We start from the raw sequence: 20,784 nt of genomic DNA, 5'->3' as shown, positions 1-20,784 counted from the left end.
CGCTCAGCCGGTCCTGCGGGCCTTTCTCCGGCGGGCCAGCTCGTCCGACGGATGGTCCCCCTCCGCATCCGGAGCGGCCTCCGCGCGCTCACCCGGAAGCTCGGCCAGCGATCCCTCGACCTCCCGCCACACCCGCCCGAGCGCGATGCCGAACACGCCCTGGCCGCCCTGCAGCAGATCGATCACCTCGTCGGCGCTCGTGCACTCGTAGACGCTCACGCCGTCGCTCATCAAGGTGATCTGGGCCAGGTCGTTGACGCCGCGGTCGCGCAGATGCTGTACGGCGGTGCGTATCTGCTGGAGGGAGACCCCCGTGTCCAGAAGACGTTTGACGACCTTCAGGACGAGGATGTCGCGGAAGCTGTACAGTCGCTGGGACCCGGATCCCTGGGCGGCCCTTATCGTCGGGAGCACCAGCTCGGTCCGGGCCCAGTAGTCGAGCTGCCGGTAGGTGATCCCGGCCGCGGCACACGCCGTGGGCCCGCGGTATCCGATGCCCTGAGGCAGCGCCGTCGGCTGCTCGTCGAACAGCAGGCCCTGTTCGCCGGCGCGCTCGCGCGCCGCCTGCCGAACCGGGTCGTGCTGGCCGGCCGACTTACCCTCGCCGCTGCTGACCGCCACTGCGGACCTCCGGCTTTCTCTCATCCCACGGTCTGATCTGGGGGTTCGTGAATTACAACCGTGGTTTCCCTTGCACCGTAGGACCGGGGCCATCGTCAGTCAACGACCCCGTCCGGCGCGTCGTGAAGCGTAATCTCCCGAAATCGTCCGGCACGTCAGCCCGCCCGGCCGAAGTCTTCCGGTGTGATTTTGTCCAGGAACTCGCGAAACTTCTCCACTTCGTCTTCCTGGTCGTCGGGCATGCTCACGCCCGCCTCCTGGATCACGTCCTCACTCGCGTAAATCGTCGCACCCGTACGCAACGCCAGCGCGATCGAGTCCGAAGGACGGGCGCTGACCTCCACACCGTTGGAGAAGACCAGATCGGCGAAGAAGATGCCATCGCGGAGCGCGACGATGTTGACGGTGCGCAACCGCACCCCCAGGGCCTCAAGAACGTCACGGAACAAGTCGTGGGTGAGCGGCCGGGGCGGGGGCTCCTCCGCCTGGGCCAGCGCGATGGCGGTCGCCTCGGTCATCCCGATCCAGATCGGCAGGTACCGATCACCGCTCGTCTCCTTCAGGAGAACGATCGGCTGGTTGGTGGGCATCTCAACGCGAACCCCCACGACCTCCATCTGCAACACGGGCGGCTCCGTCTCAAGCGTCGCGGCATATCACCAGGCATTCAACGTAACACCCACGGAGGTGCGGATGTGCCGGTCACCGCCCCAGAACGCCGCGAACACTCCCACGCAGTAATGCATTGTGCAGTTCCTGGAGAAGTCCGGAGATCTCCCGGGCGGTCTCGTCCGCCTCCGCGATCGCCCCCGGCGCCTTGCGCCGAAGCAGCGGGGCCACCGCCTGCTCGATGAGACCGGTCTCCCGCTCCACCACGGCGCGGACCGCCCTCAGGTGCCGCGCCCGCAGGCCGAACCGCGCCAGCGCCCCCACGCTGCGCGCGATCTCCAGCGCCTCCCCGTCGTAGCGGCGTGCCACGGCCGCGACCAGACCGAAGCTCTCCATCTCGGTCAGGGTCTCCTCGTCGATGCCGGCGGCCTCGATGAGCTCCTCCCGGCTGAGACGTACGGGCGGGGCGCCGGCGGACACCGCGTGCGGACGGGCCGCCTGCTCGTCCAGCTGATCCTTGATCACACGGAGCGGCAGGTACTGGTCACGCTGCGCACGCAGGATGTACCGCAGGCGCTCGACGTCGTTGTAGGTGAACTTGCGGTAGCCCGACGGGCTCCGCTGGGGCTCGATCAGCCCCTCACCCTCCAGAAACCGGATCTTGGAGACGGTCACGTCCGGGAACTCGACCTGCAGCAGGGCGAGCACCTCCCCGATGCTCATGAACGCCCGTACGGCCTGCGCGCTCATGACTCCTCCTCCTCACCGATCACAGCCCTCCGGGACCACGCGTGAGGAACACCAGCCGGAACTTGCCGATCTGCACCTCGTCGCCGCCCTGCAAGGGGGACTCCTCGATGCGCTCCCGGTTGACGTAGCTGCCGTTGAGGCTGCCCACGTCACGCACGGTGAACTGGCCGCCGCGCCGGTAGAACTCCACGTGCCTCCTGGACACGGTCACATCGTCCAGGAAAATGTCGCTTTCCGGGTGGCGACCCGCCGTAGTGAGGTCGCTGTCGAGCAGAAATCGGCTCCCCGCGTTCGGACCCCGCATGACCACCAGAAGAGCCGTGCCGGGCGGCAACTGCTCGACCGAGGCCCTGTCCGGCAGAAGCGTCTGGCCCGTCTCCGCCTCAAGCGCCTCAAGTGAGATCGTCGAGGTGGTGTCGGCTGCGACGGGCGCCGGAGCGCTCAGCGGCGAACCGCATCGTGAGCAGAAACGGGCATCCTCGGGGTTGGCATGACCGCACTGCGTGCAGTAGACGCTGGGCATCGAACGGCTCGGCCTCTCTCACGACTTGCTCTAGGACTAGCTCAAACTGCGAATGCCGCAACTTACGCTGATCAGGCACAAAGGTCAAGACCGCGGCTGGGCGCGGACTGACCAACGCTACAGCCAGCGGAGGTTCAATGTCATCTAGCACCCGCTGCTTGTTCGACGACGCGGGCCCAGCGCTCCAGGAGTGCCTGGGCGGTGTCCATGTCGTGGCCCTCCGCCCACAGGTGGGTGACGGCCTCGGCGGGGTCGGGCAGGACGAGGGCCCAGCTCCCGTCGTCCTCCACGACGCGGACGCCGTCGGTGGTGTCCAGGCGGTGGCCCTCGGCCGCCTCGACGACCGAGCGCATCACGGCCCCCTTGTGCGCCCAGGGCGTGGGAACGGTCCGCTTGAGCAGCTTGGCCTCCGGGATGCGGGCGTCGATCTGGCTGAGCGACAGCCGGGTGCGCGCGACCAGGCCGAGCAGACGCAGGAACACCGCCAGGCCGTCCACGGTGGGCGCGAACTCCGGGACGATGAAGCCGCCCTTCCCGTCGCCCGCGAAGATCGTGTCGGGATGCCGGGCCGACCGCGTAAGCGTGTCGAGGCTGGTGGCCGTCCAGTCGACCTGCACGCCGTGGAAGCGGCACACCATCTCCGCCACCCGGGTCGTCGTGACCGGCAGGGCCACCCGGCCGCCCCGGCGCTCGGCCGCCACCAGGTCGAGCACGACGAGCAGGGCCCGCTCCTCGCTGATCAGCTGGCCCATCTCGTCCACGAGGGACACGCGCTCCCCCACCGGGTCGAACCGTACGCCGAAGGCGGCCCGCGCCGAGGCCACCAGCTCCGCCAGGCGCTGCAGGTCGCGGCGGCGCTCGGCGAGCGTCTCGGTCGGCGAGGCGTCGTCGAGGCGGTTGTTCACGGTGAGCACGTCGACCCCGGCCCGGCCCAGCAGGCTCGGCAGCACGAGCGAGGAGGTGCCGCCCGCGCAGTCGACCACGACCTTCATCTCGGCGTCCTTCACCCCGGACATGTCGATGCAGGCCAGCAGCTCCCGCGCGTACGTGTCGACGGCGCGGGCCGGGAAGGTCAGCTCGGCGATCTCGCCGGGGAAGGCCCGGCGGTACTCCTGCCGGGAGAAGACCCGCTCCAGCTTGCGCTGGGCCGCCTGGGACAGGTCGGCCCCCGTCTCGTCCATGAACACGATGTCGACGCTCTGGGGGTCGCCCGCCGTGGTGCGCACGGCGATGCCGCCCCGGACGTTCTCCCGTGAGGTGTTGAACCTGGCGACCGGCAGGGCGGCGGCCTCCAGATCGACCACGTTGATCGCGCTGGAGTTCAGCGCGCTGATCACCGCTCGCTTGAGCGCCCGGGCCGCGCGCGAGGCGTCGCGGGAGGTGACGACGGTGTCGCCCTTGCGCAGCGTCGTGGCGTACGCGCTGGCCAGCCGTACGCACAGCTCCGGGGTGATCTCGACGTTGACCAGCCCGGACACCCCGCGGGGGCCGAACAGACTGCGCTGGCCGCGCGACTCCCAGATGACGCTGGTGTTGACGACCGTGCCCGCCTCGATCGTCTTGAACGGGTAGATCTTCACGCCGGAGGAGACGTACGCCTCGGCCTCGATGACGCACTCGTCGCCGACGACGGCGTTCTCCTCGATCCTCGCGCCGGTCATCACGTCGGTGTTCTTGCCGATCACGCAGCCGCGCAGGTGGGCGGCGGGGCCGACGTACACGTTGTCGCTGACCACGGCGCGGTGGAGGAAGGCGCCCTCCTTGACGACGGCGTTGCTGCCGAGCACCGTGTACTCCCGCAGTTCGGCGCCGGCCTCGACCTTGGCGTAGTCGCCGATGTAGAGGGGGCCCTTGAGCACGGCCTCGGGGTCCACCGAGGCGCCCTCGGCGGCCCACACGCCCGGAGCCAGCTCGAACGCGTCGAAGTCGACCTTGACCTTGCCCTCCAGCACGTCGGCCTGGGCCTTGAGGTAGCTCTCGTGCGTGCCGACGTCCTCCCAGTAGCCCTCGGCCACGTAGCCGAACAGCCGGCAGCCCCGTTCGAGCATGTCGGGGAAGACGTCGGACGACCAGTCGACCGACTGGCCGGGGGCGATCTCGTCGAGGACCGACGGCTCCATGATGTAGATGCCGGTGTTGACCGTGTCGGAGAACACCTGGCCCCAGGTGGGCTTCTCCAGGAAGCGCTGGATGCGGCCGTTGTCGTCCACGATGATGATCCCGAACTCCAGCGGGTTGGGCACGCGCTTGAGCCCGATGGTGACCAGCGCCCGGTTCTCGCGGTGGAAGCGGAGCATGTCGGTCAGGTCGATGTCGGTGAGCGCGTCCCCGGAGATGACCAGGAAGCGGTCGTCGCGGAGCTTGTCGGCGGCGTTCTTCACGCTGCCGGCCGTGCCGAGGGGGATCTCCTCGGTGGCGTAGTGGAGGGTCATGCCCAGCTCGTCGCCGTCGCCGAAGTAGTTGCGGATCAGCGCGGCCAGGAACTGCACGGTCACCACGGTCTCGGTGAACCCGTGCCGCTTGAGCAGCCGGAGCACATGCTCCATGATCGGCCGATTGATGATGGGGAGCAGGGGCTTGGGCTGGTTCGCGGTCATCGGCCGCAGCCGTGTCCCCTCCCCGCCCGCCATGACGACGGCCTTCACGGGTCACCCCTTCGTTAGCTGGCGCACCTGTACGACATACAACACCCCCGCCCACCAATACAGACCAGTTCCCCAGATGGCGAAGGCCCATCCGAAGATCGCGGCAATCTCGGCGTACCATCCCTCGTGCGAGGCGAGGAACAGCAGCGGGAAGGCGTACATCAGGGCGGCGGTGCCGGCCTTGCCGAGGAAGTGGACGGGCAGCGCCGGGCCGTACCCGTGCCGCCGCAGCACGGGCGGCATCCACAGCAGCAGCACGTCGCGCAGCGGCACCGCGAGCGCCAGCCACCAGGGGACGGCGCCCCGCAGCACCAGGCCGAGCAGGGTGGCGAGGATGTAGAGCCGGTCGGCGAGCGGGTCGATGAGCCGGCCCAGCCTGCTGATCTGGTTCCAGGCGCGGGCGAGCTTGCCGTCGAGCCAGTCGCTGAAGCCGGCCAGCGCCAGCAGCGCGATGGCCCACCCGTCGGCGTGAGGGCCGAGCACCAGCCAGAGGAAGACGGGGACGCCGAGCAGCCGCAGGGCGCTCAGCAGGTTGGGCACCGTCCAGATCCGGTCCTCGGCAGCGTTCACGCCCCAGACCCTACATGCCGCCCTCCCGGTCGCTCCGGGCAGGAGCCACGGGCTTGAACCCGGTGTCGACCAAGCCGAACCGGTGCGCCATGACCGCCGCCTGAGTGCGGTTGCGCAGCTCCAGCTTGTCGATGAGCGCGGCGACATGGCTCTTGACCGTCGTGACCCCCACGTGCAGCCGGTCGGCGATCTCGGCGTTGGACAGGCCGACCCCGACCAGGGTGAGCACCTGCGCCTCGCGCTCGGTGAGGCCCGGCGGAAGCGGCGCCGCCTGCCGCTCGGCCGCGAGGGCCCGTTCGACGACGCGCCGCAGCACCGACGGCGCGAGCGGAGGGTCTCCCGTCGCGGCCCGCCGCACCGACTCGACCATCCGGGCGGGCGGGTCGTCCTTGACCAGGAACCCGAGCGCGCCCGCGCCCAGCGCGGCGTAGAGGTTCTCGTCCTCGGAGAAGGTGGTGAGCACGACGATCCGGGCGGACGGCTGGGCGGCGAGGATCCTGCGGGTGGCCTCCAGTCCGTCGACGCGCGGCATCCGCAGGTCCATCAGCACCACGTCGGGACGGTGCCGCTCGGCCAGCCGTACGGCCTCGGCCCCGTCGGCGGCCTCCCCGCACACCTCAATGCCGCCGGCCGCCTCCAGCATCATCCGGACGCCCGCCCGCACCAGCGCCTGGTCGTCGGCGACCACGACGCGGATCACGCGAACCTCCCCGTCATGCGGCACTCCGACCGGCTCTCACGCGGCACCGGCAGTGAGGCGGCCAGCCGCCAGCCGCCGCCCTCGGCCGGGCCCGCGGTAACGTGCCCGCCGAGGCGCGGGCCCGCTCCCGCATGCCCGCGATGCCCTGGCCGTGGGAGGGCAGGACGTCCGGGGGACGGGACGTGCCGGGGCCGTTGCGCACCTCGACCGTGAGCGCGTCCGGGCGTATCCCCACGTCGACCTCCGCCCGGGCCCCCGGCCCGGCGTGCTTGAGCACGTTCGTCAGCCCCTCCTGGACGATCCTCGCCGCCGAGGCCCGCACCACCAGCGGGGCCCGTTCCACCTCGGGCGCGAGACGCAGGTCCACGCGCAGGCCGGCCGCCGACATCCGGGACACGGCGTCGCGCAGCACGTCGCCGGGGTCGGCCAGCATGTTCGCGAGCGTGAGGTCGGAGCCCAGCGCCTCGTCCGGGTCGCGCAGCACGGCCAGCAGGCCGCGCAGGTCCTCAAGCACGCGGTGGCCGGTGTCCCTGATGTCGGACAGCGCCTCGGCGGCCGGGCCGCCGGCCCCCGCGTACTGCGCCGCGCTCGCCCGCAGCACCATCGCCCCCACATGGTGGGCCACGATGTCGTGGACCTCGCGGGCGATCCGCTCCCGCTCGGCGAGCCGGCCGGCCCTGTCCCGCTCCGCGGCCAGCTCGGCGGCGTGCCTGGCCTGGGCCTGCCGCACGCCGACGTACCGGCCGATCGCCACGGGCGCGGTCACCATCGTCATCAGCGCCACCACCCGGAACAGGGTGATGTCGCCGGGGTCGTCCACGACCACGATCGCGGCGACCGAGCAGGTCAGGGCGTACGCCGCGGCGACCCAGGGCCAGGCGGCGCGGGTCGCGAACACGCCGAGGGCCACCAGGGCGAGCAGTTGCAGGCTGTTGCCGGCCCTCGGGACGTAGTGGTCGGCCACGACCAGCGCGAGGCTCTCCAGCAGCAGCACAGCGCCGGGCAGGTGCCGCACGACGCCCAGCGCGAGCCCCGCGAGCATCACCCCGAGCGCGACCGCCCACACGGGCGGCTCGCCGCCGTGCCAGTACGGCCAGGTGGTCAGCACCGACAGCGCCACCCCGCCGCCGGCGAGCAGCAGGTCGAGCAGCGGCGCGGGATCCTCCTTGCGGCGCCCCTCCTGACCGCGCAGGTAGCGGCCGATCAGCACCGGGGCCGCGATCAGTCCGACGGAGTAGAACCAGGTGTTGCTCGTGAGGGCGATGCCGGGATCGGCGAGGTTCACGGCGGTCGCGGCGGAGGCGAGCACGGCGACCGGCGCCGTCCAGCCCCAGCCGCGCGACCTGGCCAGCACGCCCACCGAGATCGGCAGCAGGACCTGGAGGGTGTTGACGGTGAACGCGCCGATCTGGTCGCACACCACCAGCAGCACGGACAGGTAGACGGCCACGGGGCCGGGCCATCGGCGCACCAGGCCCATCGGCAGCCCGGCCAGCAGGGCGAAGCCCGTTCCCACCCACGCCGGGGCCGGGCCGCTCCCGCCGCTCCAGGAACCGGCGCTGACGAGCACGTCGAGCCCGGTCCCGCCCACCGCCAGGCCGATGTCGAGGGCCGTGCCGCGCGAGAGCGCGAAAGGCCCGCCAGTGAGGGGACGCTGGGGAACGAGCCGGCGCGTCGATGGCCACCGCATACGGGAACGCTACCGCCCGCCCGCGTGAGAGCCGATCCTCCGCCGGGAGGACGCCTTCCCCTCCTTCTGGCCGCTTCCGTACGCCAAGTGGCCGTACGCGCTGAACCATCCGGCCACCAGGTCGGTCCGGACGGCGGGCGAACCGAGCGGTGGCGTGGCCCTAGCCTCGGCCCCATGACAGGAGAGACAACGATCTTCTTCGGGCAGTTCCTGCGCTCCCCCGCCGTCACCGGAGCGGTCGCGCCCAGCTCACGGCGGTTGTCGGAGGCGGTGTGCGTGCCGGTGCCGGAGCGCGGCGACCCCGTCGTGGTCGAGCTGGGTCCGGGCACGGGCCCCTTCACCGCCGAGATCCAGCGCCGCATCGGCGGGCGGGGGCGGCACCTGGCTGTGGAGATCAATCCGCGGCTGGCCGGCCACCTTGGCGCCCGCTATCCGGGGGTGGAGCTCGTGGTCGACAACGCGGCGCGGCTGCCCGAGCTCCTCGCCGGCCGGGGCGTGGCCGCCGCCGACGTGATCGTGAGCGGGCTGCCCTGGGCGGCGTTTCCCCCCGCCCACCAGGCGGACCTGCTGCGGGCCGTGGTCGCCTCACTCGCCCCGGAGGGCGCGTTCACGACGTTCTCCTACGTCCACGCCCGCGCCCTGCCCGCGGCCCTGCGGTTCCGCCGCAGGCTGGGCGAGGCGTTCGAGGAGGTGGTGGCCGGGCGCACGGTGTGGCGGAACCTGCCGCCCGCCTTCGTCTACCACGCGCGCCGCCCCCGCCGGTGATCTCGCAGCCCGCCGAACGGCGTTCTAGAGTGGCGGGCATGGACTTCACGCTGCCGGAGAGCGCGCAGGCGGTGCGCCGGGGCATCGCGGCCATCTGCTCGCGGTACGACATCGACTACTGGCAGCGCTGCGAATCGGACAAACGCTGGCCCGAGGAGGTGTGGGCCGAACTCGCCAAGGGCGGCTGGCTCGGCCTGGCCGTGCCCGAGGAGCACGGCGGAGCCGGACAGGGCCTGCTGGAGCTGGCCGTGGCCACCGAGACCCTGTCGGCCTCCGGCTCCGCCGGCGGTTCGGCGTTCATGTACGTGCTGACGCCGGGGTTCGGGGCGCTCACGCTGGCCAGGCACGGCTCGGCCGAGCAGAGGGCCGCGCTGCTGCCGAAGCTGGCGACCGGACAGATCGAGACCTGCTTCGCGCTGACCGAGCCCGACGCCGGGTCCAACTCCCTGGCGATCTCGACCTTCGCCCGCAGGGACGGCGACGACTTCGTCGTCAACGGCCAGAAGATCTGGATCACCGGAGTCCAGCGGGCCACCTGGATGCTGCTCGTCACCCGGACGATCCCGGCGGCGCAGGCCAGGCCGCGCAGTGACGGGCTGACGGTGTTCCTGGTGAACGTGCCGGAGGCGGTGGCGGCGGGGCGGCTGTCCTACCGGCCGATCCCCAAGATGGGCGCCAACACCACGCCGTCCAACATGGTCTTCATCGACGACCTGCGGCTGCCCGCCTCCAGCGTCCTCGGCGAGGTGGACCGGGGGGCGGCCGTGCTGTGGGACGTGCTGAATCCCGAGCGGATCCTGCTGGCGGCCAGCGCGCTCGGCGGAGCCGAGGTGGCGCTGCGGGTGGGCGTGGACTACGCGAAGCAGCGAGAGGTCTTCGGCCGGCCCATCGGGGCCAACCAGGCCATCGCGTTCCCGCTGGCGCAGGTCAAGGCCAAGATCGAGCTGGCCAGGCTGATGCTGTACAAGGCGGCCTGGTCGTTCGACAACCGCCTACCCTGCGGCACTGAGGCGAACATCGCCAAGCTGACGGCCTCGCAGGCCGCGTGGGAGGCCGCCGACGCCGCGTTCCAGACCCACGGGGGCATGGCGTACTCGCTGGAATACCCCGTCGCACGCCTGCTGGCCGACGCCAGGATCGGCCGGATCGCGCCGGTCACCGAGGAACTGCTGCTCAACCACCTGGCCACCCAGGTGCTCGGCCTGCCCAGGAGCTTCTGACCGCCAGCCCCCGCCGAATTTCGGCGTCGCGTATTCCCTTACGGCGCCGCGGCCAGGGATTCCCTGATCCTGGCGGCGAGGAAGTCGCGGCCCTCCAGCGCCTGGTCGAAGAACCCGGGCAGGCCGAGGAAGCCGTGGAGCGCCCCCTCGAAGCAGCGCTGCTCCACGGGGACGCCCGCCTCGGCCAGCGCCCGCGCGTAGGCCACCCCCTCGTCGCACAGCGGGTCGCACTCCGCCGTGATCACCGTCGCGGGCGCCAGGCCCGACTTGTCCGGCAGGTGGATCGGCGCGAGACGGGGGTCGCGGGGGTCGGCGCCGCCCGCGTACTGCTCGATGAACCACCTCATCTCCGCCGCGTCGAGCCCGAACCCCTTCCCGTACGTCCGGTAGCTGGGGGTGTCGGCCGCGACGTCGATGACGGGACAGATCAGCGCCTGGTGGGCGAGGCGGAGCCCGGCGTCTCTCGCCAGCCAGGCCGTCACCGCCGCGAGGTTGCCCCCGGCGCTGTCGCCGACGACCGCCACCCTGCGCGCGTCCGCGCCGTAGAAGGCGGGGCGGGCGTGGACGTCGCGGACCACTGCGAAGGCGTCCTCGGCGGCCGCGGGGAACGGGTGCTCGGGCGCGAGGCGGTAGTCCACCGAGACGACGACCGCTCCGGTCCTGCGGGCGAAGTCGCGGCCGAGGGCGTCGTTGCGCTCGACGCTGCCGAAGACCCAGCCGCCGCCGTGGAAGTAGACGAGCACCGGCAGCGGATGCTCGCCCGGCTCCGGGCGGTAGATCCGGACCGGCACCCCGGCCGCCGTCTCGTCCCTGACCACCGGCAGGTCGATCCGCGACCCGCGCTGCTCCATCACCCCGTCGAGGGACCGCAGCCGGGCGATCTGCTCACGGGTGAGGGAGGCGAGGTCCATGCCGAGATCTGAGGGGAAGAGCTTGAGATAGGCCTCCGCCTGGGGATGCAACGCCATGCCCGGCACAGTAACAGCGCCCGCCGACACAACCGCCGAAGCGGCCGCGGCGCGCTCTCCCCGCCGGTACGGCTCAGGGACGGGCCGCGTCCACCAGGGCCTCGACCAGGCGGTTGTCCGCGCCGCGCTCGGGGTGCCACTGGACGCCGACCGCGAACCGGTGCCCCTGGAGCTCGACGGCCTCGACGATCTGGTCGTCGGCCCACGCCACCGCGATCAGGCCGCTGCCGAGCCGCCGGACGGCCCGGCGGTGCGCGCCGGTCACCTCCGCGCGGTCGCCCACGGCCTTGCCGACCTTGCTCGACACGCTGACGGTGACCACGTGCGCGGCCGTCTCGTGACGGTCGTGGCCGACGGCCTCCCGCAACGATGTGATCAGCGTGCCTCCCTGGGCGACGTTGAGCACGTGCATGCCGCGCGAGATCGCCAGCAGAGGCACCTCCGCCTCCACCGCCGCCTGCGCCAGCGCGGTCTCGAACCGGTCGCGCTGGGGCTGCGGCCCGCCAAGCCCGTCGTCGTCCGGCTCCCCCGCCGCGACCTCGCCGTACAGCACCGGATCGACCTCCACGCCCCCGGCGAGGATGACCGCGTCCAGGCGCCGCACGTAGTCGCCGGCGGACACGGGGCTCAGCGGCGGCAGCAGGACGGGCGCGCCGCCCGCCTTCTCCACCGCCCGCGCGTACGCCTGGGGCGAGAGCGCCGCCTCACGGACCCATGTGCCCCAGCGCGCAGCCTCGAGATAGGTGGTGATGCCGACGATGGGACGCGCCATTGCCATCTCCTGGGGGTGTGCGAGCAGGCAGGCCCATCATGGCGCAGATCTATTTCCTTTTTGTCAGTTTTCACATCAGTCACACCAGTCACAGAGATGGGGGTCACGAAAAATAACGAAGTGTTCGCAGTCGGTTGCCTTGTGGGGAATCGGTTGTGACGCCCGAGAGCGAGTGGAACACTCCCGGTTGAGCGATCGGTCGAGCCGGGGCCGCCGGCGCTCGTCACCCGGAGCCGTCAGGGAGGTGGATCGACAGACCGGAGCACGTTTCCGGTCCCTAGGGTGGGACACAACTGATGCCGCTGAATCCACGCCTCGTCAAGGAGAGCTTCTCGGCCGTCGAGCCCGTCGCGGCGAAGGCCGCCGGGTACTTCTATGGGCGACTGTTCACGCACTGCCCGCACCTGCGGGGCATGTTCCCGCCGGGCATGGAGGTGCAGCGCGACCGGCTCTTCACCGCGCTCACGAGGGTCGTCTGGATGCTCGACAGCCCTGAGGGGCTGGAGTCCTATCTCGCCCAGCTCGGGCGGGACCATCGCAAGTACGGCGTGTCCCCCGACCACTACAGAGCCGTGGGGAGCGCTCTTCTCGCCACGATCCGGCATTTCGCCGCCGAGATCTGGACCGACGAGATCGAGGCCGCCTGGACCGAGGCGTACGCCATGGCGGCGCAGATAATGATCGACGCCGCCGCCGGGGAGACCACGCCCGCCTGGTGGCTGGCGGAGGTGATCGACCACGAGCCGCGCACCCGGGACATCTCGGTGCTCACGCTGCGGCCCTCGGAGCGCATGGACTTCGTCCCCGGGCAGTACGTCACGGTCCAGACGGCCAGGTGGCCACGGGTGTGGCGACGGTTCTCCATCGCCAATGCGCCCCGCCTGGACGGCACGCTCCGCCTGCACGTGCGCGCCGTGCCGGGCGGCTGGGTGAGCACGGCGCTGGTCCGCCACACCCGCATCGGCGACCAGCTCCTGCTCGGCCCGCCGGTGGGGACGATGACGCCGCCCGAGTCGGACCGCGACCTCCTCTGCGTCGCCGGCGGCACCGGCCTCGCGCCGCTCAAGGCCGTCATCGAGCACGTCATCGCCTCCGGCGACCGCCCGAACATCCACCTGCTGTTCGGCGTCCGGCGCGCGTCCGATCTGTACGACATGCCGGACCTGGTGAGGATGGAGGCCGCCTTCCCCTGGCTGCGGGTCGTGCCGGTGGTGTCCGACGACCCGGGCTACGACGGGATGCGCGGCCGGCTCCCCGACGTGGTCGAGAGGTTCCACTCCTGGGCCGACCACGAGGCGTACGTCTGCGGACCGCCCGCGATGGTCGACGAGACGGTACGGCGCCTGCAGTTGTCGGGGGTGCCGCTCGCGCGCATCCACCGTGACCCGATGCAGAGCGACCCGACAGCAGAACCACACGGTGAGGAGCGAGGCTTGACCGGAACGGCGCGCGACGTGGATGGTTTCCTGGCAGGATTCGAATCGAAAACATAATCGAAATCAGCACAGGGAGGACATATGACCGCACTGCTCGCGATCGGCACTCGCAAAGGATTGTTCCTCGCGCGCTCCTCGGACGGCGGCTCGTTCGAGGTCGAGCCCGTGCGATTCTCCTCGATCGGGATCCACTCGGTCGCGATCGACACGCGGGGGAGCACGCCCCGCCTGCTCGCCGGCATCGAGTACGGCCACTTCGGCCCGTCGGTGATGTGGTCCGACGACCTCGGCGAGACCTGGGAGGAGGCGACGACCCCGCCGGTCGCCTTCCCCGAGCGCACCGCGACCGCGCTGGCCCGGGTCTGGCAACTGCAGCCGTCGCCGTCCGAGCCCGACGTGGTCTGGGCGGGCGCCGAGCCCGCCGCGCTGTTCCGGTCGGAGGACCGCGGAGCCACCTACACCATGGTCGACGGCCTGTGGGACCACCCCACCCGGCCCCAGTGGCAGCCGGGCGGCGGCGGCCTGTGCCTCCACACCGTGATCCCGCACCCCTCCGACCCGCGGCGCATCGGGGTCGCCGCCTCCGCCGTGGGGTTCTTCCGCAGCGACGACGCGGGAGCCACCTGGCGGCCGTCCAACAAGAACATTCGCGCGCCCTTCCTGCCCGAGGGCGCGCAGTATCCCGAGTTCGGCCAGTGCGTGCACAAGGTGGCGCAGCATCCCGCGACGCCCGAGCGGCTCTATCTGCAGCACCACTTCGGGGTCTACCGGTCCGACGACTTCGGCGACTCCTGGACCGATATCGGGTCCGGCCTGCCCTCCGACTTCGGGTTCCCGATCACGGTCGACCTGGACGATCCGGACAGGCTGTTCGTCCTGCCGCTGCACGGTGACGTCGACCGGACGCCGCTCGGTTACCGATACCAGGTGTTCCGCAGCGACGACGCCGGGGGCACGTGGCACGGACACTCCGCCGGGCTGCCCGAGGGCCCGGTGCACGCCTCGGTGCTCAGGGACGCGATGTCCGCCGGGCCCGCCGGCGTGTTCTTCGGCACCCGGGACGGCGAGGTGTACGGCTCGGCCGACGCGGGCGAGACCTGGTCGCTGATCGCCCGTCACCTGCCCGACGTGCTGTGTGTGCGGGCGGCCGTCCTCTGAGCAGCCGCCGCGAGGGGTCCCGCGGCGCCCTTCCGGGCGACCGCGGGGCCGCGGTTCACGGCGGCTCAGACCTTGCGATAACCGGGAACCCAGGCGCCGTCCTCGACGACGTAGTCGCCGAACAGGGCCGGGGCCTCCTCCTGCATGATCGTCCCGATGCGGTCGAAGACGAGGCGGATCTCCTCCTCGGCTCCCGCGGCCGTACGGGCCTCGATCGTGTGCCGCAGGGTGCGCACGTTGGCCGTCCAGACCAGGCCGGTCCCGACGCCCTCGGGCGCGAAGCGGCGCATGAACGAGGTGCGGTGCTTCTTCTCCGCGAACGGCACACCGTCCTCGTCCAGCCCGAAGTGGACCGCCATCCAGTTCTGGAACTCCTCCATCCGGTCGAGCATCTCGGTCGCCCGCTTCATCAGCTCGGCGTCCTCGCGCGCCCACTCCGGGAACCAGAACGGGATGTCGTTCAGCCGGACGAACCGCAGCGACTCCTGCGAGATCGCCACTCCGGGCCGGTGCCGCACCAGCTCGTGGGTGAGCACCCGCGAGACGTTGTGCAGCACGAAGCTGAAGCTGAGGTGCTCCAGGACGCTGCCGTGCGCGCTGGCCAGGATGTTGCGCAGGTACGCCTCCTGGTCGGTGCGCACCCTCGTGACGTTCGGATTCAGGCCCGGCTCGAACGACCGGTAGCACAGCCGACCGGCGAACTCGGCGAGGTTCTGGGCGTCGAACTCGCCCCGCTCCAGCCGCTCAAGCCAGCTCTCCCCGCCGATCTCGTGGAGGTAGCGGGCCAGCTCGTCGTAGTCGACGGACGGTTTGGCGACGAGGAAGACCTCGGGCTCGACGCTGCGCATTCACATTCCCCGTGAAGTGGTGCCGATGGATGACCGTCCAAGCAAACCAGCTCGGCCTCACGATCGCGACCCGGCCCCCCTGACATGACCCACCGCAGGCGACGGCGGCCGGCACTCACCGTACGCGCTCCCCCAACTCCACCGCTTCAGAGGCGGTAAACGCGGCGGGCGTTGCCCGAGCCGATCATGTGGGCGATCCGGGCGGCGTCGGCGGGGCTCCACTCGCCCTCGTCGATCCGGTCGGCCAGCACGCGGGCCAGGCCGCGGCGATGGTTGAGCGCGGCCAGGAAACACAGCTCGGCGGCGCCGTGGCAGCCGGAGCCGTACATCTGCTTGTGGAACGGGACGAGTTCGAGCAACTCGCGCAGGACGTGGCCGGAGCCGGCGGCGGCGTGGGCGACGGCGGGCCCGGCGTCCACGTACACGTGCGGGAAGACGCCCGCGAGGTGGGCCGCCTGACGGTGGTAGGGGTAGCAGTTCAGCAGGACGACCGGCACCCCGAGCGGGGCGAGGGCGCGGACGAACCCGGTCAGCAGTGCGGGATCGGTCAGGTGGCCGGCCGCGGCGCCGGACACGCCCCATCCGGACACGCCCCATCCGGTCACGCCCCATCCGGAAAGACCACAGTGGAACTGCAGCGGCAGACCCCGCTCTCTGGCGACGTCGACCGCCGCCCAGAGCAGGTGCCGTACGAGGACGGGGTCGTCCAGGCGCGACTTGGGGTCGGCGAGCCTGCGCCCGGCCGCCGCGATCACGCTGCCGCGCGAGGGCCGGGAGGGGTCGAAGCCGAGGCCGCAGTGGTGCGCCGCGACCGACTTGAGCGCGGCGGCGCGGGCCGCGCGGACCGCCAGCTCGTCCCGCAGCATCCCGGCGTAGTCGGCGGCGGGCAGCCCGGCCTCGGCGACGTCCTGCTCGGCCTGCTCCAGCCGGACGATCTCGTCGGCGGCGGCCGAGCCGAGACGTCCCATCTCGGCGGGCGAGAGCAGCGCGGGGACGTCGAGCCCGCTGTCGACCAGGAAGGCCGACACCCCGGCGCCGCGCAGCAGCCGCCGGTTGACCTCGCCCGCGCCGAGTTCGGCGCGGCGCGACAGGTAGACGGTGGGCGAGGCGTGCGGCTCCAGGCCGAGAACCGGCGCGCACCAACGGCGGATGGCGGCGCCGGCCGGGGTGTCGAAGTGCGTGGTCCCGGGCGGCGCCGGCGTGCCGCCCTCGCCGATGAGCTGCTCGAATCCCGACCTGGTGGTGTCGTCACGGCGCACACCGCAGCAGTGCTGGTCGACCATGGGCGCGAGCAGGGCGGCCCGCACCGCGTCGGGAAGGGTCGCGGGCAGCATGTCATGGGATCTCGGCTCCGGCACGGCAGTGGACTCTACGGCTCCCCCGCCGCGCCGGCACCGCCCTAAACGGCCCCTTTACTCAGCCATGGCGTGTGCAGAGCCGCAGGACGTTGGCGATGATCCGCGCCCCGGCCCCGCCCTGCGTGGTCAGGATCGACTCGGGGTGGAACTGCACGCCGAAGCGCAGGTTCTCGGCGTCCTCGATCGCCATGGCCGCGCCGTCCGGCGTGTACGCGGTGACCCGGAAGCCCTTGACTCCCGGCTCCTTGGCGTGCACGGAGTGGTAGCGGGCCGCGACAAACTCGCCGGGCAGGCCGTCGAGCAGCGCGCTGTCGCCCTCGCGGCGGACCCGGCCGCGCTTGCCGTGCTCCGGGTAGGGCAGCAGTTCGAGCGTGCCGCCCGCCTGCTCGACCATGGCCTGCAGGCCCAGGCACACCCCGAACACGGGGAGCCTGCGGGCATACAGCGCCTCGATCAGCGCCGAGCAGCCGAAGTCGGACGGCCAGCCGGGTCCGGGCGACAGCACGACGAGCGTGGGCGCGATCTCGTCCAGCTTCTCCAGCGGGAACCCGTGCCGCAGCGTGACCACCGACGCGCCCTGCTGGCGGAAGTAGTCGGCGAGCGTGTTGACGAAGGAGTCCTCGTGGTCCACCAGCAGCACGCGGTGGCCCTCGCCCGGCAGGTCGGCGCGGGGCTCCGCCCGCGCCTCCTCCCGGGGACGGGCGGACGCGGCGAGCGCGCCGAGGAGGGCGCTGGCCTTGAGCTCGGTCTCCCGCTCCTCGGCCTCGGGGTCGGAGTCGTACAGCAGCGTGGCCCCGGCACGCACGGTGGCGACGCCGTCGCGGATCTGGGCGGTGCGCAGGGTCAGGCCGGTGTTCATCGAGCCGTCGAAGCCGATGAAGCCGACCGCGCCGCCGTACCAGCGCCGGGTGGTCTCCTCGTGGTCCTCGACGAACTGCATGGCCCACGTCTTGGGAGCGCCGGTGACGGTGACGGCCCACATGTGGGTGAGGAACGCGTCGAGGGCGTCGAACTCGGGGCGCAGCCGGCCCTCGATGTGGTCGACGGTGTGGATCAGCCGGGAGTACATCTCGATCTGACGGCGGCCGATCACCCGGACGCTGCCCGGCACGCAGATCCGCGACTTGTCGTTGCGGTCCACGTCCGTGCACATGGTCAGCTCCGACTCCTCCTTCACGCTGGACAGGAGCGTGCGGATCGCCTCGGCGTCCTCGACGGGGTTGGCCCCGCGGGCGATGGTGCCGGAGATCGGGCAGGTCTCGACCCGATCGCCGCTCACCCGGACGTACATCTCGGGCGAGGCGCCGACCAGGTGCTCGCCGTCGCCGAGGTTGAGCAGGAACTCGTACGGCGCCGGGTTCTCCGTGCGCAGCGAGCGGTAGAAGGCGGACGGGTCGGTGCAGGCACCGTGGAAGACCTGGCCGGGGACGACCTCGAACAGGTCGCCGCGCTGGAACTTCTCCTTGGCCTTGGCGACGACCTCGGCGTAGGTCCCCCGCACCGGGTTCGGCGGGATCTCGCGGGGCTCGACCGGGGGGATCGTCTCGCCGGTGCGCGCCAGGCCGCTGGTGGAGACGCCGTCCACGGTGAACTCGTAGCAGTGCTCGACGCTGGTCTCGCGGACCCGGTCGATCACGACGAGCCGGTCGGGCAGGTGCAGCACCAGGTCGCGCTGGTCGCCGGGGCGGGTCAGGCGGTAACGGATCGGCTCGAACTGGAAGGCTAGGTCGTAGCCGAAGGCGCCGTACAGGCCGAGGTGCGGGTCGTCGGACCGGAAGGCCGCGATGATCTCGCGGATGGCGGTGAAGACCGTGGGCCTGCGGCTGCGCATCTCCTCGGGCAGCAGGTCCTCGGACTCGGGGACGTGCACCTCGATGTAGCCGTGAGCCGGCTCGGCCACCGGCTTGCCGGCCGCCAGCAGGCAGGAGGCGACCACGGGCAGCACGACCTGTCCCCGCTCGTTGAGCGCGCGGGCGGAGATGGTCCGCCCCCGCGCCACGATCTCAAGGCAGGGATCGACGTAGCCGAACGCCCACCTGCTGTACCGGCCCGGGTAGTCCATGCCGGACGAGAAGGCCCCGCCGCGCCGCTCCCCCAGCGACGTGACGATCTCCTCCAGCGCCTCCTCGGCCACCTCGCGCACCCGGCGCTCGACCGCGATGCCGCCGGCCGTGGTAAATCCGCTGATCTCCACTGTCCACGCCCCTTTATTCGTATGCCCCGGGGCGGACACACAGAAGGCCGCCACTCATGGGGCGGCCGGTCTCTTCGACGCGAATGCGAAAACGCCGCCTGTCAGCGGCGCCACCACTGGGAAGGTGCATGAGTTCGCATGAGCCAAGGGTAGCGGCGACAAGCGCGATCATGCAACGCGGCATGACTGGAAGGGCGAACAGCGGATAGATATTCTGTTACTGGTCGGGAAACCTCACTCTCGCGCGGGGCGATCAGCCCGAAGCCGGGAAAGGAGGGGGCATGGTCCGCGTGCCGGCCCACTTGCCCGTGCACCGCCACGGCCCGCAAGGGCTGGGCGGGCCGAGGGGTGCGGTCGGGCATCCGGGCGGGCCGCAGGGCCGCCGGGTCCGGGTCCGCCGTGACGTGCCCGTGCCGATGCCGGACGGCGTGACGCTCCTGGCCGATCACTACGCTCCCGTCGGCGCCGACCGGCCCCCGACGATCCTGATCCGCACGCCGTACGGCAGGGGCGGAGTGGTCGGCTGGATGTACGGCTGGACCTTCGCCCGGCACGGGTTCCAGGTGCTGCTGCAGAGCTGCCGGGGCGGCTTCGGCTCCGGCGGACGGCTCGATCCGCTGGTCCACGAGCAGGCGGACGGCCTCGCGACGGTGGAGTGGATGCGGGCGCAGTCGTGGTACGGCGGCAGCTTCGCCATGCACGGGCCCTCCTACCTCGGCTACACCCAGTGGGCGATCGCGGCGGAGACTCCCGACCTGCGGGCGATGGCCGTCCAGGTGACCGCCTCGTGCTTCCGTGACGCGGCGTACGTCGGAGGGTCGTTCGCGCTGGAGTCGACGCTGATCTGGACGACGCTCACCGCGCATCTGGAGGGCCGGCTGGGCGGCGTGGCCGCGTTCATCGCCCCCCGGCGCACACGGCGGGCCGTGCTGTCGGGCCGCCCGCTGCCCGAGCTCGACCTGCTGTCGGCGGGCAGGCCGCTGCCGTTCTTCCGCGAACTGCTGGCCCATCACGGCGAGACTCTCTGCACGTACTGGGACAAGGCAGACTTTTCCGCGTCGGTGGGGCAGGTCGGCGCGGAGATCACGATGACCGGCGGCTGGTACGACGTGTTCCTGCCCTGGCAGCTCAAGGACTACGCGGCGCTGCGGGCCGCCGGGCGGCAGCCGCACCTGACCATCGGGCCGTGGTATCACGCCGACATCCGCCACGGGCGCGCCGCCAACGCCGACGCCCTGGCCTGGTTCCGCGCCCACCTGCTCGGCGACCCGTCGGGGCTGCGCCCCTCCCCCGTCCGGCTGTACGTCACCGGCGCGGGCGAGTGGCGGGACGAACCCGACTGGCCGCCGCCCCGCATGCGGCGCGAGCGCTGGCACCTGCAGCCGGGCTTCGCCCTGTCGCCGGACAACCCGGCGGACGGAGAGCCGGACCGCTACCGCTACGACCCCGAGCACCCGACCCCGGTGATCGGCGGCCCGGTGCTCATCGGCAACTCCGAACCGAGGGACAACCGGCGTCTCGAGGCCCGGCGCGACGTGCTCGTCTACAGCTCCGAGGTGCTCGACCGGGACACCGACATGATCGGCCCGGTGAGCACCGAACTGTTCGTGCGCACCGGCAGGGAGCACACCGACTTCGTCGTACGGGTGTGCGACGTGCACCCCGACGGCACGTCGATGAACGTCTGCGAGGGCGTGCGCCGCCTGACCCCGGCGGACCGCGGCGACGAGGACGGCGTGCGCCGGGTGGAGGTCGACCTGTGGCCGATGGGCCACCGGTTCCGCCGCGGACACCGCATCCGGGTTCAGGTGGCCAGCGGGGCCTACCCGCGCATCGCGCGCAACCCGGGCACCGGCGCGCCGCTGACGGCGGGCACCCCGATGGTCGCCTCCGACCAGGAGATCCTGCACGACCCCCGCCACCCCTCGGCCGTGATCCTCCCCACGCTCCCCTGAGC

At 71.8% G+C, this 20,784-nt stretch carries 18 protein-coding genes; 5 read left to right on the top strand and 13 right to left on the bottom strand.

Translation table 11 applies throughout. The features are described from left to right. Positions 1–3 precede the first annotated feature (3 nt). From FLX07_RS25835 to FLX07_RS25800, 8 genes are all read right to left on the bottom strand, one after another. The gene (locus FLX07_RS25835) at positions 4–621 is read right to left on the bottom strand and encodes a MerR family transcriptional regulator (RefSeq protein WP_244311170.1); all 618 of its coding nucleotides are present in this window, start codon (positions 619–621) and stop codon (positions 4–6) included. A 155-nt stretch (positions 622–776) separates the two neighbouring features. Further along, a complete protein-coding gene (locus FLX07_RS25830; protein ID WP_139577972.1) occupies positions 777–1,247 on the bottom strand; it encodes a bifunctional nuclease family protein in 471 nt (156 codons plus the stop codon). Between the two features lie 76 nt (positions 1,248–1,323). Next, on the bottom strand, positions 1,324–1,980 hold the full coding sequence (gene ftsR / locus FLX07_RS25825) for a transcriptional regulator FtsR (protein WP_142574256.1): 657 nt from the start codon (positions 1,978–1,980) through the stop codon (positions 1,324–1,326). 19 nt (positions 1,981–1,999) lie between these two features. Beyond that, positions 2,000–2,503 carry an FHA domain-containing protein gene (locus FLX07_RS25820; protein ID WP_142574255.1) on the bottom strand — a complete coding sequence of 168 codons (504 nt, stop codon included), beginning with the start codon at positions 2,501–2,503 and terminating at the stop codon, positions 2,000–2,002. Between the two features lie 140 nt (positions 2,504–2,643). Further along, positions 2,644–5,148: a mannose-1-phosphate guanyltransferase gene (locus tag FLX07_RS25815; protein WP_142574254.1), complete on the bottom strand. Its 2,505-nt coding sequence runs from the start codon at positions 5,146–5,148 to the stop codon at positions 2,644–2,646. Positions 5,149–5,151: 3 nt separating this feature from the next. Beyond that, a complete protein-coding gene (clsA, locus tag FLX07_RS25810) occupies positions 5,152–5,718 on the bottom strand; it encodes a cardiolipin synthase ClsA (protein WP_189104922.1) in 567 nt (188 codons plus the stop codon). A 10-nt stretch (positions 5,719–5,728) separates the two neighbouring features. Next, on the bottom strand, positions 5,729–6,418 hold the full coding sequence (locus FLX07_RS25805; protein ID WP_189104923.1) for a response regulator: 690 nt from the start codon (positions 6,416–6,418) through the stop codon (positions 5,729–5,731). A gap of 13 nt (positions 6,419–6,431) precedes the next feature. Further along, a complete protein-coding gene (locus FLX07_RS25800) occupies positions 6,432–8,108 on the bottom strand; it encodes an ATP-binding protein (protein ID WP_142574251.1) in 1,677 nt (558 codons plus the stop codon). A gap of 174 nt (positions 8,109–8,282) precedes the next feature. Here FLX07_RS25800 and FLX07_RS25795 point away from each other — a divergent pair, with 174 nt between their 5' ends. Both FLX07_RS25795 and FLX07_RS25790 read left to right on the top strand, forming a co-directional pair. After that, positions 8,283–8,873: a class I SAM-dependent methyltransferase gene (locus tag FLX07_RS25795; protein ID WP_142574249.1), complete on the top strand. Its 591-nt coding sequence runs from the start codon at positions 8,283–8,285 to the stop codon at positions 8,871–8,873. 38 nt (positions 8,874–8,911) lie between these two features. Further along, a complete protein-coding gene (locus FLX07_RS25790; RefSeq protein WP_142574247.1) occupies positions 8,912–10,093 on the top strand; it encodes an acyl-CoA dehydrogenase family protein in 1,182 nt (393 codons plus the stop codon). A gap of 38 nt (positions 10,094–10,131) precedes the next feature. Here the strand turns inward: FLX07_RS25790 and FLX07_RS25785 are convergent, their stop codons facing one another. Beyond that, positions 10,132–11,061, bottom strand: coding sequence for an alpha/beta hydrolase (locus FLX07_RS25785; RefSeq protein ID WP_142574245.1), 930 nt, complete (start codon positions 11,059–11,061; stop codon positions 10,132–10,134). 73 nt (positions 11,062–11,134) lie between these two features. Continuing rightward, the gene (locus FLX07_RS25780; RefSeq protein ID WP_142574243.1) at positions 11,135–11,833 is read right to left on the bottom strand and encodes a gamma-glutamyl-gamma-aminobutyrate hydrolase family protein; all 699 of its coding nucleotides are present in this window, start codon (positions 11,831–11,833) and stop codon (positions 11,135–11,137) included. A gap of 296 nt (positions 11,834–12,129) precedes the next feature. On the opposite strand from FLX07_RS25780, the gene FLX07_RS25775 reads away from it, so the two are divergent. Both FLX07_RS25775 and FLX07_RS25770 read left to right on the top strand, forming a co-directional pair. Continuing rightward, positions 12,130–13,326: a globin domain-containing protein gene (locus tag FLX07_RS25775; protein ID WP_142574240.1), complete on the top strand. Its 1,197-nt coding sequence runs from the start codon at positions 12,130–12,132 to the stop codon at positions 13,324–13,326. A gap of 24 nt (positions 13,327–13,350) precedes the next feature. Further along, positions 13,351–14,427, top strand: a complete 1,077-nt coding sequence (locus tag FLX07_RS25770) for a WD40/YVTN/BNR-like repeat-containing protein (RefSeq protein WP_142574239.1) — start codon at positions 13,351–13,353, stop codon at positions 14,425–14,427. Positions 14,428–14,492: 65 nt separating this feature from the next. Here the strand turns inward: FLX07_RS25770 and thyX are convergent, their stop codons facing one another. From thyX to FLX07_RS25755, 3 genes are all read right to left on the bottom strand, one after another. Next, the gene (gene thyX / locus FLX07_RS25765; protein ID WP_142574237.1) at positions 14,493–15,275 is read right to left on the bottom strand and encodes an FAD-dependent thymidylate synthase; all 783 of its coding nucleotides are present in this window, start codon (positions 15,273–15,275) and stop codon (positions 14,493–14,495) included. A gap of 146 nt (positions 15,276–15,421) precedes the next feature. Then, positions 15,422–16,633 carry an amidohydrolase family protein gene (locus tag FLX07_RS25760; protein WP_229689596.1) on the bottom strand — a complete coding sequence of 404 codons (1,212 nt, stop codon included), beginning with the start codon at positions 16,631–16,633 and terminating at the stop codon, positions 15,422–15,424. 58 nt (positions 16,634–16,691) lie between these two features. Further along, a complete protein-coding gene (locus FLX07_RS25755; protein WP_142574234.1) occupies positions 16,692–18,827 on the bottom strand; it encodes an anthranilate synthase component I in 2,136 nt (711 codons plus the stop codon). A 281-nt stretch (positions 18,828–19,108) separates the two neighbouring features. On the opposite strand from FLX07_RS25755, the gene FLX07_RS25750 reads away from it, so the two are divergent. After that, positions 19,109–20,782, top strand: coding sequence for a CocE/NonD family hydrolase (locus FLX07_RS25750; protein WP_189104924.1), 1,674 nt, complete (start codon positions 19,109–19,111; stop codon positions 20,780–20,782). The last annotated feature ends 2 nt before the right edge of the window (positions 20,783–20,784 follow it).

The organism is Microbispora bryophytorum (assembly GCF_006874465.1).
GTDB lineage: Bacteria > Actinomycetota > Actinomycetes > Streptosporangiales > Streptosporangiaceae > Microbispora > Microbispora bryophytorum.
This window is presented reverse-complemented; position numbering and strand designations above follow the sequence as displayed.

Coding starts and splice junctions, on each gene's coding strand:
- ftsR (WP_142574256.1), bottom strand. CDS start 1,980: ATGAGCGCGCAGGCCGTACGGGCGTTCATGAGCATCGGGGAGGTGCTC.
- FLX07_RS25820 (WP_142574255.1), bottom strand. CDS start 2,503: ATGCCCAGCGTCTACTGCACGCAGTGCGGTCATGCCAACCCCGAGGAT.
- FLX07_RS25800 (WP_142574251.1), bottom strand. CDS start 8,108: ATGCGGTGGCCATCGACGCGCCGGCTCGTTCCCCAGCGTCCCCTCACT.
- FLX07_RS25795 (WP_142574249.1), top strand. CDS start 8,283: ATGACAGGAGAGACAACGATCTTCTTCGGGCAGTTCCTGCGCTCCCCC.
- FLX07_RS25790 (WP_142574247.1), top strand. CDS start 8,912: ATGGACTTCACGCTGCCGGAGAGCGCGCAGGCGGTGCGCCGGGGCATC.
- FLX07_RS25785 (WP_142574245.1), bottom strand. CDS start 11,061: ATGGCGTTGCATCCCCAGGCGGAGGCCTATCTCAAGCTCTTCCCCTCA.
- FLX07_RS25780 (WP_142574243.1), bottom strand. CDS start 11,833: ATGGCGCGTCCCATCGTCGGCATCACCACCTATCTCGAGGCTGCGCGC.
- FLX07_RS25775 (WP_142574240.1), top strand. CDS start 12,130: ATGCCGCTGAATCCACGCCTCGTCAAGGAGAGCTTCTCGGCCGTCGAG.
- FLX07_RS25770 (WP_142574239.1), top strand. CDS start 13,351: ATGACCGCACTGCTCGCGATCGGCACTCGCAAAGGATTGTTCCTCGCG.
- thyX (WP_142574237.1), bottom strand. CDS start 15,275: ATGCGCAGCGTCGAGCCCGAGGTCTTCCTCGTCGCCAAACCGTCCGTC.
- FLX07_RS25750 (WP_189104924.1), top strand. CDS start 19,109: ATGGTCCGCGTGCCGGCCCACTTGCCCGTGCACCGCCACGGCCCGCAA.